Raw genomic sequence first — 17,348 nt, forward strand, 5'->3', positions numbered from 1 at the left:
ATCACGAAATCGCGATCACCTGAGAAACCTCGAGACCATGGACCGCCAGATGAAGAAAGTCAGAAAGGCCGTATTCCCCGTTGCAGGGCTTGGAACCCGCTTCCTGCCCGCCACGAAGACGGTGCCCAAGGAAATGCTGACCGTCGTCGACCGCCCGGTGATCCAGTATGTCGTCGACGAGGCGCGCGAGGCGGGGATCGAGCACTTCATCTTCGTGACGGGCCGCAACAAGGGCAATATCGAGGATTATTTCGACCTCCAGTTCGAACTGAACGAGACGCTCGCGCAGCGCGGCAAGACAGCGCAGATCGAGCTGTTGCAGTCGATGCAGCCGGCCGCCGGCACCACCAGCTTCACCCGCCAGCAGGAGCCGCTCGGCCTCGGCCACGCGGTCTGGTGCGCGCGCGATCTCGTCGGCGACGAGCCTTTCGCGCTGCTGTTGCCGGACATGATCATGCGCTCCAACATAAGCTGTATGCGCGGCATGGTCGAACTCTACGAGGAAACCGGCTCGAACGTCATCGCGGTCGCCGAATGCGATCCGGCCGAAACGCACAAATACGGGATCGTCGGCGCGGGCGAAAAGGCCGGCGCCGGCTTCGAGATCACCGGCATGGTCGAAAAACCCAAGCCGGCGGACGCGCCGTCCAACCTCTACATCAACGGCCGCTACATCCTTCAGCCGGAAATCTTTGGCCTTCTCGCCACGCAGGCGCGCGGCGCCGGCAATGAGATTCAGTTGACCGACGCCATGCTGCGGCTCGGCGACACCCAGAGGCTCTTCGGCTACCACTATCGCGGCGAAACCTATGATTGCGGCTCGCCGGAAGGCTTCGTCGAGGCGAACCTCGCCTTCGCGCTCGGCCGCGCCGATCTGCGCCCGCAGATCGAGACGATCGTCAGGCGCCTCGCAGGCTAGGAACCAAGGCGATGCAGCCCCGTTGAGAAGCGCAAAATCAACGGGGCGACAGGTTCCATGCGCAAGCTCGATCTTCGGACCGGCAGGCCGGTCTGGATGGCCTACCGCGCGCCATCCGTGCCCGCCGGCCGGCTTTCCCGCGACATCACCACGCAAATCCTCATCGTCGGCATGGGCATTTCCGGGGCGATGATGGCCGAGGAGTTGACCGGCGAAGGGCACGACGTCGTCATGATCGACCGACGCGGTCCCCTGCTCGGCTCGACCCCCGCCACCACCGCCCTCGTCCAGTACGAGATCGACACGCCGCTCTCCCGGCTCAAGCTCAAGATCGGCCGCACCGACGCCGAACGCGCCTGGCGCCGCTCGCGCCTCGCGGTCATGAACTTGAAGGCTCATATCGAGGCGCTGAACATCGCCTGCGACCTCGTCCCGCGCCCCACCCTCTATCTCGCCGGCAACGAGTTGTCCGGCCGCGCGCTTCAGGCCGAGGCCGAGGCGCGCCGCGAGGCCGGCCTCCTGTCGCGATACCTGACCGCAAAGCCGCTGCGCGAAGAATTCGGCATCGACCGCGACGGCGCGATCCTGTCGCACGACAATCTGGCGCTCGATCCGCGCAAGCTGACGGCCGGCCTTCTCGGCATCGCCCGCAGCCGCGGCGCGCGCCTCTACAAAAGCGTCGAGGCGACGACCTTCGAGCATTCAGGCAACGGCGTTCAGGTCGCCACCGCCGAAGGCCCCGTCATCTCCGCTTCCCATGTCGTGCTGTGCACCGGCTACGAACTCCTGCCCTTCGTGCCGGCCGACAATCATCAGGTGATTTCCACTTGGGCCATCGCCACCGGCCCGCAAAAGCGGAACTTGTGGCCGCAGCAAGCCTTCATCTGGGAAGCCTCCGACCCCTATCTCTACATGCGCGCGACGAAGGACGGGCGCGTCGTGTGCGGCGGCGAGGACGAGGATTTCCAGGACGAAGCGCGGCGCGACGCGCTGATTCCCGAAAAGACGGCCGCCATCCGCTCCAAACTGAAGAAGCTGATGCCCGGCCTCGACACCACGCCGCAATTCGCCTGGGCCGGCGCGTTCGGCTCCACCTCGACCGGCCTGCCGGTCATCGGCGCCGTGCCGGGAAAGCCGCGCATCCATGCCGTCATGGGCTATGGCGGCAACGGCATCACCTATTCGCGTATTGCCAGCGAAATCGTGTCGGCTGCGATTGTCGGCCGCAGCGACGGCGATGCGGATCTGTTCGATTTTCCCCGCCCCTGATTTGCTTCGCGACCCCACGCCCCCTAAGTTCTCTCCATAGGCAACGAGTTCGAGGAGCAGTCATGTTTTTGTCCGGTTTCGAGATTGCGATCATCGTTTTCGCAATCCTTGTGCTCCTCGTCATCTTCGCCGGCGTCAAGACGGTGCCGCAGGGCAGCAACTACACGGTCGAGCGTTTCGGGCGCTACACCCGCTCGCTCTCGCCGGGCCTGAACCTCATCATTCCCTTCATCGAGCGCATCGGCGCGCGCATGAACATGATGGAACAGGTGCTCGACGTTCCCACGCAGGAGGTGATCACCCGCGACAATGCTATCGTCGCCGTCGATGGCGTCGCCTTCTATCAGGTGCTGAACGCGGCGCAGGCCGCCTATCAGGTGACGGGACTGGAAAACGCGATCCTCAACCTGACGATGACCAACATCCGCTCCGTCATGGGGTCGATGGACCTCGACGAGCTTCTGTCCAATCGCGACCAGATCAACGACCGGCTGCTCCACATCGTCGACAACGCCACCAGTCCCTGGGGCATCAAGATGACGCGCGTCGAGATCAAGGACATCAACCCGCCGGCGAACATGGTCGATTCCATGGCCCGTCAGATGATGGCCGAGCGCAACAAGCGCGCCCAGATCCTGGAAGCGGAAGGCTTGAAGCAGGCGCAGGTGCTAGAGGCGGAAGGCCGCAAGGAAGCCGCCTTCCGCGACGCCGAGGCGCGCGAGCGGTCGGCCGAAGCCGAGGCCCGCGCGACGCAGGTCGTCTCGGAAGCCATCGCCGCCGGCGACATCCAGGCCGTGAACTATTTCGTCGCGCAGAAATACACCGAGGCGATGGCCAGGATCGGCTCTGCGCCGAATTCCAAGGTCGTCCTGATGCCGATGGAGGCGTCGGCGCTCGTCGGCTCGCTCGGCGGCATCGGCCAGATCGCCAAGGAAGTCTTCAGGGATGAAAGCCAGCAGCAACAGCCGCCGCGTCGCGGCCCGCGCCTGCCCTCGGTGCCGGCGCATAGCGTCGCCACCACCAGCACCGATGCAGACACGCAGGACGAGCGATGATCGAATTCCTCTCCGGTCTCGGCGCATGGAACTGGATCGTGCTCGGCGCGGTCCTGCTCGGCCTGGAAGTCCTGGTGCCGGGCGTCTATCTGCTGTGGATCGGCATTGCGGCCTTGTTGACCGGCGCACTGTCCTTCCAGATCGGCGAAGCGGCCTGGTGGGGCTGGCCGGCGCAGGTCATCGTCTTTCTGGTGCTGAGCCTCGCCAGCGTCATCGTCGGCCGCTACGCCTTCGGCTCGGACAAGGGCGAAAGCGACCAGCCGCTCCTGAACCAGCGCGAGCGCCAGTTGATGGGTCAGGTCTCGACGCTGGAGGAACCGATCCGCGACGGCCACGGCCGCATCCGCCTCGGCGACACGCTCTGGCTCGCCACCGGCCCAGACCTCGCCGCCGGCACCCGCGTCCGCGTCACCGGCGCGGACGGCACCACGCTCCGGGTGGAGGCAGTGTAGCGGTCGGGTTTGCAGGGTTGGTGCGAAGGACCCGCTGCGACTGTTTTCCAGCATTGAACCTGGATCGACCGAAGGGCGAGACGCTCACGTTTCCCTCCCCCCTTGAGAGGACGGATAAAGGGTGGGGGTTCCCTTCGCCCGAATCCTGAAGCGTCCGCGTCGGCACGACACGGACGCCTCAAACCCAGCCCTGCATTTCCCGCCGCACGATCGTCTCGATCACCGCCATGCCTTCCTCGGAATCGTTCAGGCAGGGAATGTGGGCGAACTTTTCCCCGCCGGCATGTTCGAAGATCTCGCGCACCTCGCCGTCGATTTCCTCCAGCGTCTCGATGCAGTCGGCCGAAAAGCCCGGATTGACGATGGCGATCCGCTTCACGCCGTCCCTGGCCAGCTTTTCCACCGTCTTGTCGGTATAGGGCTGGAGCCATTCCTGCGCGCCGAAGCGCGACTGGAAGGTCGTCATCAGCCGGGCTTTGTCCCAACCGAGACGCTCGCGCAGAAGCCGCGTCGTCTTCTGGCAATGGCAGTGATAGGGATCGCCGCGCTCGAAATACGCTTTCGGGATGCCATGATAGGATGCAAGCACGATTTCCGGCTCGAAATCGAGCGCGGCCAGATGTTTTTCGAGCGAGCGCGCCAGCGCCTCGATATAGACCGGCTCGTCATGATAGGGCGGCACCGAGCGCACCGTCGGCATGTGGCGGATCTTCATCAGCGCGCGATAGAGCTGGTCGTTCGCGGTGGCCGTCGTCGTCGCGGAGAATTGCGGATAGAGCGGGAACATGACGATGCGATCGCAGCCCGCCTTCATCAGATTGTCGACCGCGCTGGCGATCGAGGGCCGTCCGTAGCGCATCCCCCAGTCGACGACGATGCGATCGTCGCCCGACAGCGATGAGGCAAGCTTCTCGGCCTGTGCGCGGGTGATGGTGCGCAGCGGCGATTCGTCCCTTTCGGTGTTCCAGATCTTCTTGTAGTTGGCGCCCGATTTCGACGGCCGCGTCGTCAGGACCGCGCCATAGAGGATCGGATACCAGATCGCCTTGTTGAGCTCGATCACGCGCGGATCGGAGAGAAACTCCTTCAGATAGCGCCGCATCGACGAATAGTCGGTGCCGTCGGGCGTTCCCAGATTGGCGAGCAGAACCCCGATTTTCTTGGCCTTCACCACCGGATGCCCGTCCGGCAGAGGTCCGATCGCCCGCGCAGCCTCACCGTCGATCTTCGTTTGCAGCGTCATCGCCGTCTCCTTCGCCAGACCCGCTCGCGCGCCGCCTGCCCCGATTGTTCGGATTTCGTGGCCGGAAACTAGGCGTTCGCGCGCATCGATCAATATGGCGCGTGGCCGCAGACACGCCGTCGTCGCCCCTGAAACGAAACGGGCCGCCAAAAGGCGGCCCGCTGGTCTCCTGTGCAACCGATCAGTTGGCCGGGATGACGAGTTCCATGCCGACATGCAGGCGGTTGGGATTGCGCAGTCCTGGATTTGCCGCGGCGATTTCCATGAAGCGCTCGCCATTGCCGAGATACCGCTCGGCGAGATGCCAAAGCGTATCGTGGGCGACGACCGTGTGAGTGCGCGCGCCGCCATCCATTGCCGGCGCGGCCTCGATCGGATCGGCTTCGTCCTCGATCGGAGCAGCTTCATCGGCCGGCGCCGCTTCGATCGGGGCGGCTTCGTCCTCCATCGGGGCGGCCTCGTCGGTCATCGGCGCCGCCTCTTCCTCGATCGGCGCGGCTTCCTCCGTCATCGGTGCGGCTTCCTCGACCGGCGCGACCTCGATCGGATCGGCCTCGTCCTCCATCGGAGCGGCCTCGTCGGCCATGGGCGCCGCCTCTTCCTCGATCGGCGCGGCTTCTTCGGCTGGCGCCTCGGGTTGCGGCGTCGTCAGTTCCTCGGCCGATGGCGCGGGTTCCTCCGAAGCATCGCTCGGCGCCGCCTCATCCACGACAGGATCGGTCGGCGCGGCCTGGGCGACATTGGTGATGCGGCCGTCGAGCATCGGCTCGTAGGGGCCGTTCTCGCGCAGATAATCGGCGAGCACCAATTCGAGGCCGGGGCCGAAATCATAGGCGTTCTGGCCGTTGGAGGCGAACAGCGCATAGCCGTCGCCGCCGCGGCGCATGAAATCGTTGGTGGCCACGGCATAGGTCGCCGCCTCGTCGAGCGCGACCCACTCGCCGTTCTCTTCGATCTCGACCGACTGGATACGGCCCTCATTGGCCGGCTGACCCGGATCGAAGGAATAGCGGATGCCCGCCACCTGCGGGAAGCGCCCGGCCCCTTCCTCGATGCCCGAGACGCCATGTTCCAGCGAGGCGATGATGTCCGCGCCCGTCAGTTCGAACGTCGCCAGCGTATTCTGGAAGGGCAGCACGGCGAGCACTTCGCCCATCGTGATCTCGCCCGCATCGATCGAGGACCGCAGGCCGCCGCCATTCTGGATGACGACCCGCACGCCCTGCTCCGCAGTCCGGTCGAGCATCGCGTCGGCAACGAGATTGCCCATGGTGCATTCCTGGGCCCGGCAGGTCTCGCGGCTGCCATCGATGGATGCCGTGGTCTCCGAGACCGGCTGCATCATCAGTTCCTCGATCGGCGCGGCGAGTTCTTCCACCCGCCCGGCGATTTCGGGGTCCGGCTCCACCGATGCGTCGAGCAGGATCGTGTCGCCCGTCGCCGCCGTGACGTTGCCTTCGTCGTCGAAGGTGATTTCCAGTTCGCCGACATATTTGGAATTGGCGTAGGCATGGACGATCGGCACGTCGCGGCCCGACGGATTGGCGACCATGGTCGGGTAGGCTTCCGCGCCCTCTTCCGTGTTGGAAAAACGCGTGTGGCTGTGGCCGCCCACGATCACATCGATGCCGTCGACGGCGGCCGCGATCTCCCTGTCGCGCGCCAGGCCGACATGCGACAGGAGCACGATCTTGTTGATGCCTTCGCCTTCCATGCGCGAGACGGCCTCGGTGAGATATTCGATCTCGTCGGTGAAGGTGACGTTCGGCCCGCCGGCGGAGGTGACGTCGGTGTCGGTCGCCACCACGGAGAGGATGCCGATGCGCTCGCCGCCCCTTTCGACGATCGTCCATTCCTCGATCTTGCCGGCAAGGCTCGTCTCGGCCTCGGCGACGACGGTGTTGCCGGAAATGACCGGGAACTCGGCCGCGTCGATGAAGTCGGCCAGCAGGGCCGGCCCGTCGTCGAACTCATGATTGCCGACGGCCATCGCATCGAAGCCGATCATGTTCATGAACTCGACGGAATCCTCGCCCTTGTAGGTCGTGTAGAACAGCGAACCCTGGAACTGGTCGCCCGCGTCGAGCACGATCACGTTGCGGTCCTCGCCGGTCAGCGCGTCGCGCCGCTCATTGATCTTCGTCGCCACGCGCGCGATCCCGCCGAAGCACTCGCCCGCCGCCTCGTCCTCGTCCGAACACGTCGCATCGAAGGCATTGATCGACTGGATGCGCGAATGCAGATCGTTGATATGGAGGATGGACAATGTATAGTCGGCAAATGAGTGACCGGCCGAAAGGGCCAGCGTCGACACCGACATGGCTGCGACGAGGGTGAGTTTCTTCATCTTTCTGACGCTCCCGGAGTGAACCCATCGACACCTGCCACGCTCATGTGACGGACGTGTTGCGGTGCCGTTGGTAAACATGTTCACACGCGGGCGCCGCCCGGCGCAAGCGCTTTTGTCCCTGACGGCGCGTGCGCCCGGCAGCGATCCGCCGATAGTGGTTAACGGCACGAAAAAGAGCCGCCGGCAGCGCCCGCGGCTCCTTTTCCGTCATGTCGTGCGCAAGATGCTTCTAGGAAACGCCCTGGCTGCGGATCAGCGAGAACTGGTTGCCGGCCTCGCCGGTGCAGTTGAGCTGGCCCGCGCCGGCCATCTGGCAGTTGACGCGCGACGTCGTCTGGCGAATCAGCGAGGTCAGCATGATCTCGACCGAGCCCTGGCCGCGATCCGTATAGGTGCCCTCGGCGAGCCGGTTTCCGGTGTCGGTCGCGACCGTTTCGAAACGGCCGTTGGAAAAGCGCGAGATCGCCACCCCGTCCGTGCTCGCCCATTCGCCGTCGACCTGAGACGTGCTCATCTGCGGCGCCGGGGTCATCGGCCGCGAGGCCATCTGACCAGGTCCCGGCCCCATGCCCTGGCAGCCCGCCAGAACGAGCGTGAGAGCGACCGTTCCGGCCGGACCCCAAATTCGTGTCTTCGTCATATTGAGAATTCTCCTCGTCCCCATGCCTAAGGTCACCGCTTTCGGCGGCAAAATCAAGGCGTCGCATGGCTTGCGCCATGCCGCCCCCGTCCCCTTAATGCTCAGCGGACCAAAATGTTGCGAAACTGCCAGGGATCGTTTTCGTCGATGTCTTCGGGGAAGAGCCCCGGCCGGCCGTCGAGCGGCGTCCAGTCGGTATAGTAGCCCTTCACCGGGCCGAGATAGGGCATCTGGATTTCAAGGCAGCGGCGATAGTCCATCTCGTCCGTCTCGACGATGCCGGCCTCGGGATTTTCCAGCGCCCACACCATGCCCGCGAGCACCGCCGAGGTGACCTGAAGGCCGGTCGCGTTCTGGTAAGGCGCAAGCTCGCGCGTCTCGTCGAGCGAGAGCTGCGAGCCGTACCAGTAGGCGTTCTTCGCATGGCCGTAGAGCAGGACGCCGAGTTCGTCGACGCCATCGGTCAGTTCGTCCTCGTCCAGAACGTGCTGTGTGGGCTGCGCCTTGCCGGCCGCGCCGAACATCTCGTGCAGGGAAAGCACCGCGTCGTTGCAGGGGTGATAGGCATAGTGGCAGGTGGGACGGTATTCGGCCGCCCCATTCGCGCCCTTCACCGTGAAGAAATCGGCGATCGAGATCGCCTCGTTATGCGTGACGAGAAAGCCGTATTGCGCGCCGGGCGTGGGGCACCAGGTGCGAACGCGCGTGTTCGCGCCGGGCTGTTCGAGATAGATCGCCGCCTTGCAGCCCTCCTCGTGCTCGCGGGCGTTGTCCGGTTTCCAGGTTTCGTGCGTGCCCCAGCCGAGTTCGGAAGGTTGCAAACCTTCGGAGATGAAACCCTCGACCGACCATGTGTTCCAGAACACCTCCATCGGCTTCGGCTTCTTGGTGCGCTGCGTGTCGCGCTCGGCGATGTGGATGCCCTTGACGCCGACGCGCTGCATCAGCTTCGCCCAGCCCTCGCGATCCGCCACCGAAGGCTCGGTGAAGTCGAGCTTCGTTTCGGCGGCAAGGTCGACCAGCGCCTTCTTGACGAACCAGGACACCATGCCGGGATTGGCCCCGCAGCAGGAGATGGCCGTCGTCCCGCCGGGATTTGCCGCCTTTTCGCGCCGCACGGTCTCGCGCAGCGCATAATTGGTGCGCGAGGCATTGGTGGCGTTCTTGTCGAAATAGAAGCCGAGCCAGGGCTCGACCACCGTGTCGATGTAGAGAACGCCAAGTTCGCGGCAGAACCTGATCAGGTCGAGCGAGCCGGTGTCGACCGACAGATTGACGCAGAAGCCCTGCCCTTCGCCCCTGGTCAGATGCGGCGTCAGGAGATCGCGATAATTGTCGCGCGTCACATGCTCCTGGATGAAGGGAATGCCGCGCTCGTCGAGCAGCGCCTTGTCGTCGTCGCGCGGGTCGATGACCACGAAGCGCGACTTGTCGTATTTTAAGTGACGTTCGATGAGCGGCAGCACGCCGCGTCCGATAGAGCCGAACCCGATCAGCACGATCGGGCCTGAGATTTCACCATGGACGGGCCAGTTGCGTTCTGCCATTTCGAGGCGTCTCCTTGGATTGTTGGATGAGCTAGGGCTAAAGCACAGAATGACGGTTGCCGATAGCCATCAATGCGGCAGCGTCGTGTCAGTTGCGTGAAATGGCGTGAAGCGCGCAAACCAGCCGGTCGCGATCCTGCAACAGGCCCTTATAGGCAAGCTGATCGCTATCCATCGCGCCAAGCTGTTCGACGAACCCTTGAGCCACGCGCACATGGTCCTCATGCGCCGCGATCCGCGCCAGCGGATTCAGATAGATGCGGATGGTGAAGAGGATGTCGCCGGTTTGCGGCAGCTTGCGCAGCGTCTGCCGCTCGACGCGAATGAACGCACGCGCGGCCACCTCCTGCGCGGAGAGTTCGCGGATGCCCTCCCCCGCGCGGTCGATGCGGCTCGCATGGGACAGCGGATGGTAGAGGTCGGAATTGCCCTGGATCGACCAGTTCATCCGCTCCACCGGATTGCCTGGCTGCAACTTGTCGAACATGCGCGCGATGAGTTCGGCCATGCGCGTCCCACGCCCGAATTGCGGCACCGGCTGGTGGATGTCCTCCAGCGCCCGGTCGTATTTCTCGGTCAGCGACCAGGACGAGGGAAAGCACAGCGACGCTGCGACCAGCCGCCAGCCATCGACATCCTTGCGCATCAGCACGAGGTCTTCCTGCACCAGATGGGAAGCGATCCTGAGCGGCGACGCTCCATCTGCAAGCGCAATTCTGCGCTCCCCGACCCGAACCTCCCCGCCGTCCACGACATGCGTCGCGCCATGCCGCTCGGCAAGGTTCTCGACGATCAGGTCGAGCACTTCCTGCTGGGCGTCGCGCGTGTCGCCGCGCTCCACGAACACCTTTTCCGGCAGTTCGCCATAGAGCCGATCCTTCTCGGCCAGATACGGCTCCAGCGCCTCGTCGACCTCCAGCCATGTCGCGAGATCCATAGGCTTCAGGCCGATGGTAAAGGGCTTCGACGACCCGTCGAACGGCGTATACCGCATTCACTCACTCTCCAGTCGCGCCGCGATCAGCCCGCGCAGCGAATTGCCGACGAAGACCGCCCGCGCCCGCCCAATGTCGCTTGGCAAAAGCCGCGCTTCAACCGCCTTGCCTTGGTCCAGAAGTTCCGCCCGCAGAACGCCCGGCAGCGCGCCGGCTTCCACCGGCGGCGTCGCCAGCACCCCGTCGCCGAAATCGACGAACAGATTGGTGATCGTCCCCTCGGCAAGCTCGCCGTCGCCGTTGAGCAGCACCACCTCGTCGATCGCGTCGGCCGGGAACTCACCCCGCGCCTCTGCATACACCGCGCGGCTGTCGGTCTTGTGGCGGCGCAGCGGATCGGCGGCATCGAGCCGCGTCCGCCCAATGGCAAGCCGCCAGATCGTGCCTTGAGGCAACCCCGCAAAAGGCGCCGTCGTCAGCCCGATCCGGCCATTCGTCGAAAGGTCAAGCCGCACCCGCAGCGTCTCGTTGCCGCCGATGCCGCCGAGCACTTTTTCCGCGCCCTGCCGGTCGAACGGAAAGCCCAGCGCGACGGCCGAATGCGCCATCCGATCCAGATGCCGCGCGCGGCGCGGGATCGTGCGGTCCGCCTCGCGGCGCATGGTCTCGATCAGGGTGTAGCCGGCTGGCTGCCCGTCGCGAAGCGCGCTTTCAGGAGGCATTCGGCATATTCCCCTTCCGCCGTCGAATCGAAGACGACACCGCCGCCGACATTGTAGACGGCCTCGCCCGACGGATAGAGCGACAGGGTGCGGATCGCAACGTTGAACCGCATCCGGTGGCCGGGCGCGATCCAGCCGATCGCGCCGCAATAGACGTCGCGCGGGCCGTCCTCCAGCTCGCGCAGGATTTCCATCGCGCGGATTTTCGGCGCGCCGGTGACCGAGCCGCAGGGAAAGAGCGCGGCGAAGATGTCGGCAACAGTGAGCCCCGACCGCAGCTTCGCCCGCACCCGGCTCACCATCTGATGCACCGTCGCATAGGTCTCGACCTTGAACAGGTTCGGCACGTCGAGCGTCCCGACTTCGCTGATCAGCGAAATGTCGTTGCGAAGAAGATCGACGATCATCCGGTTCTCGGCCTGGTTCTTCGGATCGCCCGCGAGGAAGTCGCGCTGGCGAACATCCTCCTGCGGTGTCGCCCCGCGCGGCGCGGTGCCCTTCATCGGCAGCGTCTCGATCCAGCCGTCGCGGGAGACGTCGAAGAAGAGTTCGGGCGAACGCGAGACGACGACCGGCCCGTCGAGTTCGACCAGCGCCGAGTGGCGCACCGGCTGTCGTTCGGCAAGCTGGCGGAAGATCGCCAGCGGATCGCCCTCCCAGCGCGCATGGACCGGAAAGGTCAAATTCGCCTGGTAGCAATCGCCGGCCCGCAAATGATCGTGCAGCGTGCGAAAGCGCTTTTCGTAGATGGACGCGGGCCACGTCGCCCGTGCATCGAAAACTGCTGGTTCGGCATTGGAATGCGGCCGGAAGAGCTGGCCGGCATCGCCCTCGAACGGCCCGTCGAAGATGCCGAAGCACAGGAGCGGCGCGCGGCGGTTTTCGGGCAGCAGGCGGCGCAGCTTCGGCTCGAGCAGATAGCCGGCTTCATAGGAGACATAGCCCGCAAGCCACTTGCCCGAAGCCCGCGCCGCTTGCGCGTCCTCCAATGCCGGAAAGAAGTCCTTTTCGTCCCATGCGACAATCAGCCGTTCCGGCTCGGCGAACAGAAGTTCCCGTCCTGAAAAATCGTCGCGAAAGAGCGCAAAGCCGCGAGAACTCACCGGCGCGTGCTGCCGAAACCCCGCGCATCGATGGCATCGGCGATATCCTCGCCCATCCTCAGCGTGCGGACCAGAAGCGGCACGGCAAGCGCGACGAGACTCCCGTCGAGCCCGCGCGCCCGCTGCGCCTCGCGCACCTCGGCGCCGACCGACGCGATCAAGGGAATGAAACGGAGCGCCAATGACAAAGCGAGGCTGATCTTCTCGACATCGACGCCGAACCGGGAAAGCGGCTGCAAGCCGGTCTCGATCGCCGCCATGATCGCAGACGATGGCGTCGTCAGCGTCACCAGACCGGCGAGAAGCACGAGCGCGCCAAGCCGCATCCCCATCGCGAACGCCGCCGCCCAGCCGTTCAGCCAGGCATGGGCCAAGACGAGGAGGACCATGACGATCAGGAGCGGACGCAGCACGGACCAGACGTCGCGGAGCGTGAGACCGGCCGCAAAATAGAGCGTGATCGCGGCCGCCAGCGCCAGCGCCGTTCCGGCCAGTCCGGTAACGAAGAAAAGCCCGGTTCCGGCAATGGCGAGCGCGGCCATCTTCGGTCCCGCCGCAAGGCGATGGATCGGGCTCGTACCGGGCCGGTAGGCGGAGATCATCCCATCAGGCTTTCATAGTGGCGGGTCGCATCATGGGGCTTGCCGTCGAAGACGAGTCCGCCTTCGTCGAACACCAGCGCGCGGTCGAAATCGGCGATGAGGTCGAGGTCGTGCGTCACCACGATCGCCATCTCGTCCAGCCCCGAAATGACCCGCGCGACGCGCCTCTTGTTGCGCAGGTCGAGCAGCGTCGTCGGCTCGTCGAAGATAATGATCTGCGGTTCCAGAATTGTCACGCCGGCAATCGCCAGCATCTGTTTCTCGCCGCCCGAAAGCCGGTGCGTCTGCTCCTTGGCGAGGTGGCTCAACCCGAACCGCGCAAGTCCGGCTTCGACCTTCCGCGCGATTTCGTCCTTCGGCAGTTTCCGGTTCTTCAGGCCGAAGGCCAGGTCTTCCTCGACGACCGGATAGACGATCTGGTTGTCCGGGTTCTGGAAGACGAAGCCGACCTTGCCGCGCACCTCCTTGCCGTCGCCTTTCGTGTTGAGCCCGTCGACCGAAACGCTTCCCGTCGTCGGCACCAGCAGGCCGTTGACCAGGCGCACGAAGGTGCTCTTGCCCGACCCGTTGGCGCCGATCACGGCAATGCGCCGCTCGGCGAGTTCGAGGCTGAAGGGCTTCAGGACCTCGCGCTCGCCGAAGCGGTGGCTGACGCCGGAAAAGCGGATCATGCGCGGCGGGGCGCCTCGATCAGCGGGTAGGATTTGCGCACCGTTACCGCCACCGTCGCGGCGATCGCGGCCTTGATCAGGTCGCCCGGAATGAAGCCCAGCGACCCGGCCGCCGCCTCGAAATAGGAGAGCCCGGTGGTCAGGCTGATCCAGGCGACGCCGATCGGATAGAGCACCAGGATTCCGCCGAGGATGTTGATCCCGAGCGCCTGGAAGAAGCCGAGATTGCGCCAGAAGCGCTCGCACAGAAACCCGACCACGAAGGCGACCAGGATCCAGGAAACGAGGAAGCCGCCGCCGGGTCCGGCAAAGACCGCGAAGCCGCCGCGTCCGCCGGCCAGAAGCGGCAGGCCCGCCGCGACGAGGACCAGGAAGAGCGCGATCGCCAGCGATCCCCGCTTGGCGCCGAGCACCGAACCCGCGAGCATCGCGCCCATCGACTGCGCCGTGATCGGCACGCCGACGACGGGCAGCGTGAACGGGGGGAAAACTCCGAGCGCCGCCGTGAGAGCGGCGAAAAGCGCGATGAAGACGATGTCTTTTGTGTTCATGGTGGCCCCGTTTGAAAGAATTCCGGCGCGTTGCGGCCGGTTTTGAGCTCGTTCGTTACGCCTTTGCGGCAAAATCTTCAACGCGCGGATAAGTCCGGCGGCAACCTGTCCACATCCCGCGAGTTCATCATGGCGAAGGAAACATCGCCATGACCAAGCATTTCGAAACTCCCGTCCGCCTCACCGACGGCCGCAGCCTCGCCTCGCTCGACGACGCCATTACCGCCCTTTCCGACACCGGCTGGCCGCAGCGCGGGCCGCGCCATGACGAGGCGCTGGACATCTGCCTCAAGGTGCGCGACGGCCACCGATCGATTTCCGAAGGCCGCATGGCGCTGGAACTCGCCGCGCAGGAAGCGGGTAATCTCCAGCCTTGATTTCCTAGATGTGCAGCGCGTGGCCGAGCGTGCGCAAAGCCGCTTCCTGCAAGGCTTCGCCCTGGGTCGGATGGGCGTGGATCGTGCCGGCGATGTCCTCCAGCCGCGCGCCCATTTCGAGCGCGAGGCCGAACGCCGCCGACAGTTCGGAAACGCCCCGCCCGACCGCCTGAATGCCGAGCACCAGATGGTTGTCCGCCCGCGCCACGACCCGCACGAATCCCGCCTCTCCGGCCATCGACATGGCGCGGCCATTGGCGGTGAAGGGGAACTGCGCTGATCTGATCTCGCGCCCAGCCGCCTTCGCCTGTTCCGGCGACAGGCCCACGGAGACGATCTCGGGATCGGTGAAGCAGACGGCGGGTATCGCCACCTTGTCCCAGTTCCTTTTGTGGCCCGCGACGATCTCCGCGACCATCTCGCCCTGCGCCATCGCGCGGTGCGCCAGCATCGGCTCGCCGGTCACGTCGCCGATGGCGAAGACGCCGCGCATGGAGGTGCGGCACTGGTCGTCGATGCGCACGAAGCGGCCGTCCATGTCGAGCACCAGTTCCTCGCGGCCCCAGTTCTCGGTCGCCGGCTTGCGCCCGACCGTGACGAGGATCGCGTCGGCCTCGATCTTCTGCTCCGCGCCTGCGGTCTCGACCAGCAGTGCGCCGGTCCCCGAAAGGCCCTTGGCCTTGGCCGACAGCAGAAGCTCGATGCCGAGTTCGCCCAGCCGCTTTTCGACCGGACGCACAAGTTCCTTGTCATAGAGCGGCAGGATGCGGTCCAGCGCCTCGACGACCGTCACCCTGGCGCCGAGCTTGGCGAAGGCGGTGCCGAGTTCGAGGCCGATATAGCCGGCGCCGATGACGGCGATCTTTTCGGGAAGCTTCGTCAGCGCCAGCGCCTCGGTCGACGACATCACCTTGCCCCCGAAGGGCAGGTTCGGCAGTTCGACCGACTGCGAGCCGGTCGCGATGACGATGTTCTCGGCGCGGATGATTTGCGTGCCGGTCGACGTCTCGACCTCGACCGTCTTGCCATCCCGAAACCGCGCCCGGCCCTCGACGCTCTTGACCTTCGCCTTCTTCAACAGCCCGGCAACGCCGGTCGTCAGGCGGCCGACGATGTTGTCCTTCCAGGCAATGGTCTTCTTCAGGTCGATCGCGGGCGAGGAAAGCGAGATGCCGACCGGCGAAGCGCCCCTGGAAGCTTCGGTCGCGATGTTGAACTCGTCCGCGGCGTGGATGATCGCCTTGGAAGGAATGCAGCCGACATTGAGGCAGGTGCCGCCGGGGCGCTTTTCCTCGACGATGACGGTGTCGATGCCGAGCTGCCCGGCGCGGATCGCACAGACATAGCCGCCCGGCCCGGCGCCGATGACGAGGAGCTTGCAGGAGATGTCTTTCATGGTGCGCTCCTCAATCGACGAATATCAGCGCCGGCGTTTCCAGAAGCGCCTTCACCCGCTGGATGAACCGCGCCGCGTCCCAGCCGTCGATCACCCGATGATCGAACGAGGACGACAAATTCATCATCTTCTTCGGAATGAACTGCGAGCCGTCCCAGACCGGGCGGACCATCATCTTGTTGACGCCGACGATGGCGACTTCGGGGTGGTTGATGACGGGGGTGGTGACGATGCCGCCCATCGCGCCGAGCGAGGTGATGGTGATGGTGGAGCCGGAAAGCTCGTCGCGGCTGGCGGTGCCGGACTTGGCCGCTTCGGCCAGACGGCCGACCTCGGCGCCGCAATCCCAGATGTCGCGCGCCTCGACATGGCGGGCGACGGGCACGACGAGTCCGGTTGGCGTCTGCGCCGCGATGCCGATATGGATACCGCCATGCTGGCGGATGATGCCGGCCTCGTCGTCGAAGATCGCGTTGATGTCGGGCTGCTCGGCGATCGCCCTGGCCATGGCGCGCATCAGGAAGGGCAGAATAGTGAGCTTGGGCTGGTCGGGCTTCTTCGAGGCGTTCATCGCGGCGCGAAGCTCTTCGAGGGCGGTGACGTCGATCTCCTCGACATAGGTGATGTGCGGGATGGAGCGCTTGGCGAGCGCCATCTTCTCCGCGATCTTTCGGCGCAGGCCGACGACCTTGATTTCGGTGATCTCGGTGTTGCGGGCAAGGCCGCGGACGGTGGTGGAGCGCCCGGCCGAAAGGAACGCGTCGAGGTCTTCGTGGCTGATGCGGCCGGCGGGGCCGGAGCCGGCGACCTGGCGCAGGTCGATGCCGGCATCCCTGGCGCGCAGTCGCACGGCCGGCGAGGCGAGCGGCTTTTCGCCTTCGGCGCGGGGGGCGCCGGTGGAGATGGCGTTACCCCCACCCTTTATCCCTCCCCTCAAGGGGGAGGGAGGCGCCGGCGATTGCGCGCTTTCCTGCGACGCTTTTTCTATTGCAGAAGGTGGCGCTGCGGTTACCGGTCCCCCTCCCCCTTGCGGGGGTCCGGAGGACGGGCGAGACCCGTGGCTCGTCCCGGCAGGGGTGGGGGTCACTGTTTCGGAAGACTCTTCATCTACCGCGCCGCCCGCGATCTTGATCCGGATCAGCGGCGCGCCGACCGCCACGACGTCGCCGATCTCGGCTCCGAGCCACGAAATCTCGCCCTCGACGGGCGACGGGATTTCGACCGTCGCCTTGTCGGTCATGACGGCGGCGAGCACCATGTCCTCGCGGACCGGATCGCCGATCTTGACGTGCCATTCGACCAACTCGGCCTCGGCCACGCCTTCGCCGACATCGGGCATCTTGATCGTGTGTTCAGCCATGATCAGAGCCCTTTCTTCATCATCGAGCCAGGCATACCCCCATCCCTCACCCCTCCCCACAAGGGGGAGGGAGACGTGAGCGTGGCGGATATCACATCGGCGTTGAGCCTGGTGGAAGGGGCGCGGCGTCGATGCCCTCCCTCCCCCTTGTGGGGA

Annotated in this window: 17 protein-coding genes; 5 read left to right on the forward strand and 12 right to left on the reverse strand. The window is 65.4% G+C overall.

Annotated features, from left to right (window positions below; all coding sequences use genetic code 11):
• Window positions 1-49: 49 nt before the first annotated feature.
• The 4 genes from galU (at window position 50) to PZ895_RS18330 (ending at window position 3,695) form a co-directional block, all read left to right on the forward strand.
• Window positions 50-919 carry a UTP--glucose-1-phosphate uridylyltransferase GalU gene (galU, locus tag PZ895_RS18315; protein WP_275840421.1) on the forward strand — a complete coding sequence of 290 codons (870 nt, stop codon included), beginning with the start codon at window positions 50-52 and terminating at the stop codon, window positions 917-919.
• Between the two features lie 57 nt (window positions 920-976).
• Window positions 977-2,188: an FAD-dependent oxidoreductase gene (locus PZ895_RS18320; RefSeq protein WP_275840422.1), complete on the forward strand. Its 1,212-nt coding sequence runs from the start codon at window positions 977-979 to the stop codon at window positions 2,186-2,188.
• Between the two features lie 62 nt (window positions 2,189-2,250).
• Window positions 2,251-3,243, forward strand: a complete 993-nt coding sequence (locus tag PZ895_RS18325; RefSeq protein ID WP_275840423.1) for an SPFH domain-containing protein — start codon at window positions 2,251-2,253, stop codon at window positions 3,241-3,243.
• Entirely contained in the window at window positions 3,240-3,695 is a 456-nt protein-coding gene (locus tag PZ895_RS18330; RefSeq protein WP_275840424.1) for an NfeD family protein, read from the forward strand. The genes PZ895_RS18325 and PZ895_RS18330 overlap by 4 nt, the downstream gene beginning before the upstream one ends.
• Before the next feature lie 178 nt (window positions 3,696-3,873).
• Here PZ895_RS18330 and hemH read toward each other — a convergent pair whose 3' ends face one another.
• The 10 genes from hemH to PZ895_RS18380 form a co-directional block, all read right to left on the reverse strand.
• A complete protein-coding gene (gene hemH, locus PZ895_RS18335; protein ID WP_275840425.1) occupies window positions 3,874-4,938 on the reverse strand; it encodes a ferrochelatase in 1,065 nt (354 codons plus the stop codon).
• 181 nt (window positions 4,939-5,119) lie between these two features.
• A complete protein-coding gene (locus PZ895_RS18340; RefSeq protein ID WP_275840426.1) occupies window positions 5,120-7,285 on the reverse strand; it encodes a 5'-nucleotidase C-terminal domain-containing protein in 2,166 nt (721 codons plus the stop codon).
• Window positions 7,286-7,517: 232 nt separating this feature from the next.
• Window positions 7,518-7,928 (reverse strand): hypothetical protein, encoded by a 411-nt coding sequence (locus PZ895_RS18345; RefSeq protein ID WP_275840427.1) that lies wholly within the window; start codon window positions 7,926-7,928, stop codon window positions 7,518-7,520.
• A 101-nt stretch (window positions 7,929-8,029) separates the two neighbouring features.
• The gene (locus tag PZ895_RS18350) at window positions 8,030-9,475 is read right to left on the reverse strand and encodes a homospermidine synthase (protein ID WP_275840428.1); all 1,446 of its coding nucleotides are present in this window, start codon (window positions 9,473-9,475) and stop codon (window positions 8,030-8,032) included.
• Window positions 9,476-9,563: 88 nt separating this feature from the next.
• Entirely contained in the window at window positions 9,564-10,469 is a 906-nt protein-coding gene (locus PZ895_RS18355) for a DUF3445 domain-containing protein (RefSeq protein WP_275840429.1), read from the reverse strand.
• A complete protein-coding gene (locus PZ895_RS18360; protein WP_275840430.1) occupies window positions 10,470-11,132 on the reverse strand; it encodes an aminotransferase class IV family protein in 663 nt (220 codons plus the stop codon).
• Entirely contained in the window at window positions 11,081-12,235 is a 1,155-nt protein-coding gene (locus PZ895_RS18365; protein ID WP_275840431.1) for an aminodeoxychorismate synthase component I, read from the reverse strand. Before PZ895_RS18365 ends, PZ895_RS18360 begins: the two co-directional genes overlap by 52 nt.
• On the reverse strand, window positions 12,232-12,837 hold the full coding sequence (locus PZ895_RS18370; protein ID WP_275840432.1) for an energy-coupling factor transporter transmembrane protein EcfT: 606 nt from the start codon (window positions 12,835-12,837) through the stop codon (window positions 12,232-12,234). Before PZ895_RS18370 ends, PZ895_RS18365 begins: the two co-directional genes overlap by 4 nt.
• On the reverse strand, window positions 12,834-13,508 hold the full coding sequence (locus tag PZ895_RS18375) for an ABC transporter ATP-binding protein (RefSeq protein ID WP_275840433.1): 675 nt from the start codon (window positions 13,506-13,508) through the stop codon (window positions 12,834-12,836). Before PZ895_RS18375 ends, PZ895_RS18370 begins: the two co-directional genes overlap by 4 nt.
• A complete protein-coding gene (locus PZ895_RS18380; protein WP_275840434.1) occupies window positions 13,505-14,059 on the reverse strand; it encodes a biotin transporter BioY in 555 nt (184 codons plus the stop codon). Before PZ895_RS18380 ends, PZ895_RS18375 begins: the two co-directional genes overlap by 4 nt.
• A gap of 149 nt (window positions 14,060-14,208) precedes the next feature.
• Between PZ895_RS18380 and PZ895_RS18385 the strand changes: the two genes are divergently transcribed.
• The gene (locus PZ895_RS18385) at window positions 14,209-14,436 is read left to right on the forward strand and encodes a DUF982 domain-containing protein (RefSeq protein WP_275840435.1); all 228 of its coding nucleotides are present in this window, start codon (window positions 14,209-14,211) and stop codon (window positions 14,434-14,436) included.
• Between the two features lie 4 nt (window positions 14,437-14,440).
• Here PZ895_RS18385 and lpdA read toward each other — a convergent pair whose 3' ends face one another.
• Together lpdA and PZ895_RS18395 are read right to left on the reverse strand one after the other, a co-directional pair.
• Complete coding sequence (lpdA, locus tag PZ895_RS18390; protein WP_275840436.1) at window positions 14,441-15,832, reverse strand: dihydrolipoyl dehydrogenase; 1,392 nt, start codon at window positions 15,830-15,832, stop codon at window positions 14,441-14,443.
• 10 nt (window positions 15,833-15,842) lie between these two features.
• On the reverse strand, window positions 15,843-17,192 hold the full coding sequence (locus tag PZ895_RS18395; protein ID WP_275840437.1) for a dihydrolipoamide acetyltransferase family protein: 1,350 nt from the start codon (window positions 17,190-17,192) through the stop codon (window positions 15,843-15,845).
• Between the last annotated feature and the right edge of the window lie 156 nt (window positions 17,193-17,348).

Origin of the sequence: Mesorhizobium sp. YIM 152430 (assembly GCF_029210365.1) — a bacterium.
Lineage (GTDB): Bacteria > Pseudomonadota > Alphaproteobacteria > Rhizobiales > Rhizobiaceae > Aliihoeflea.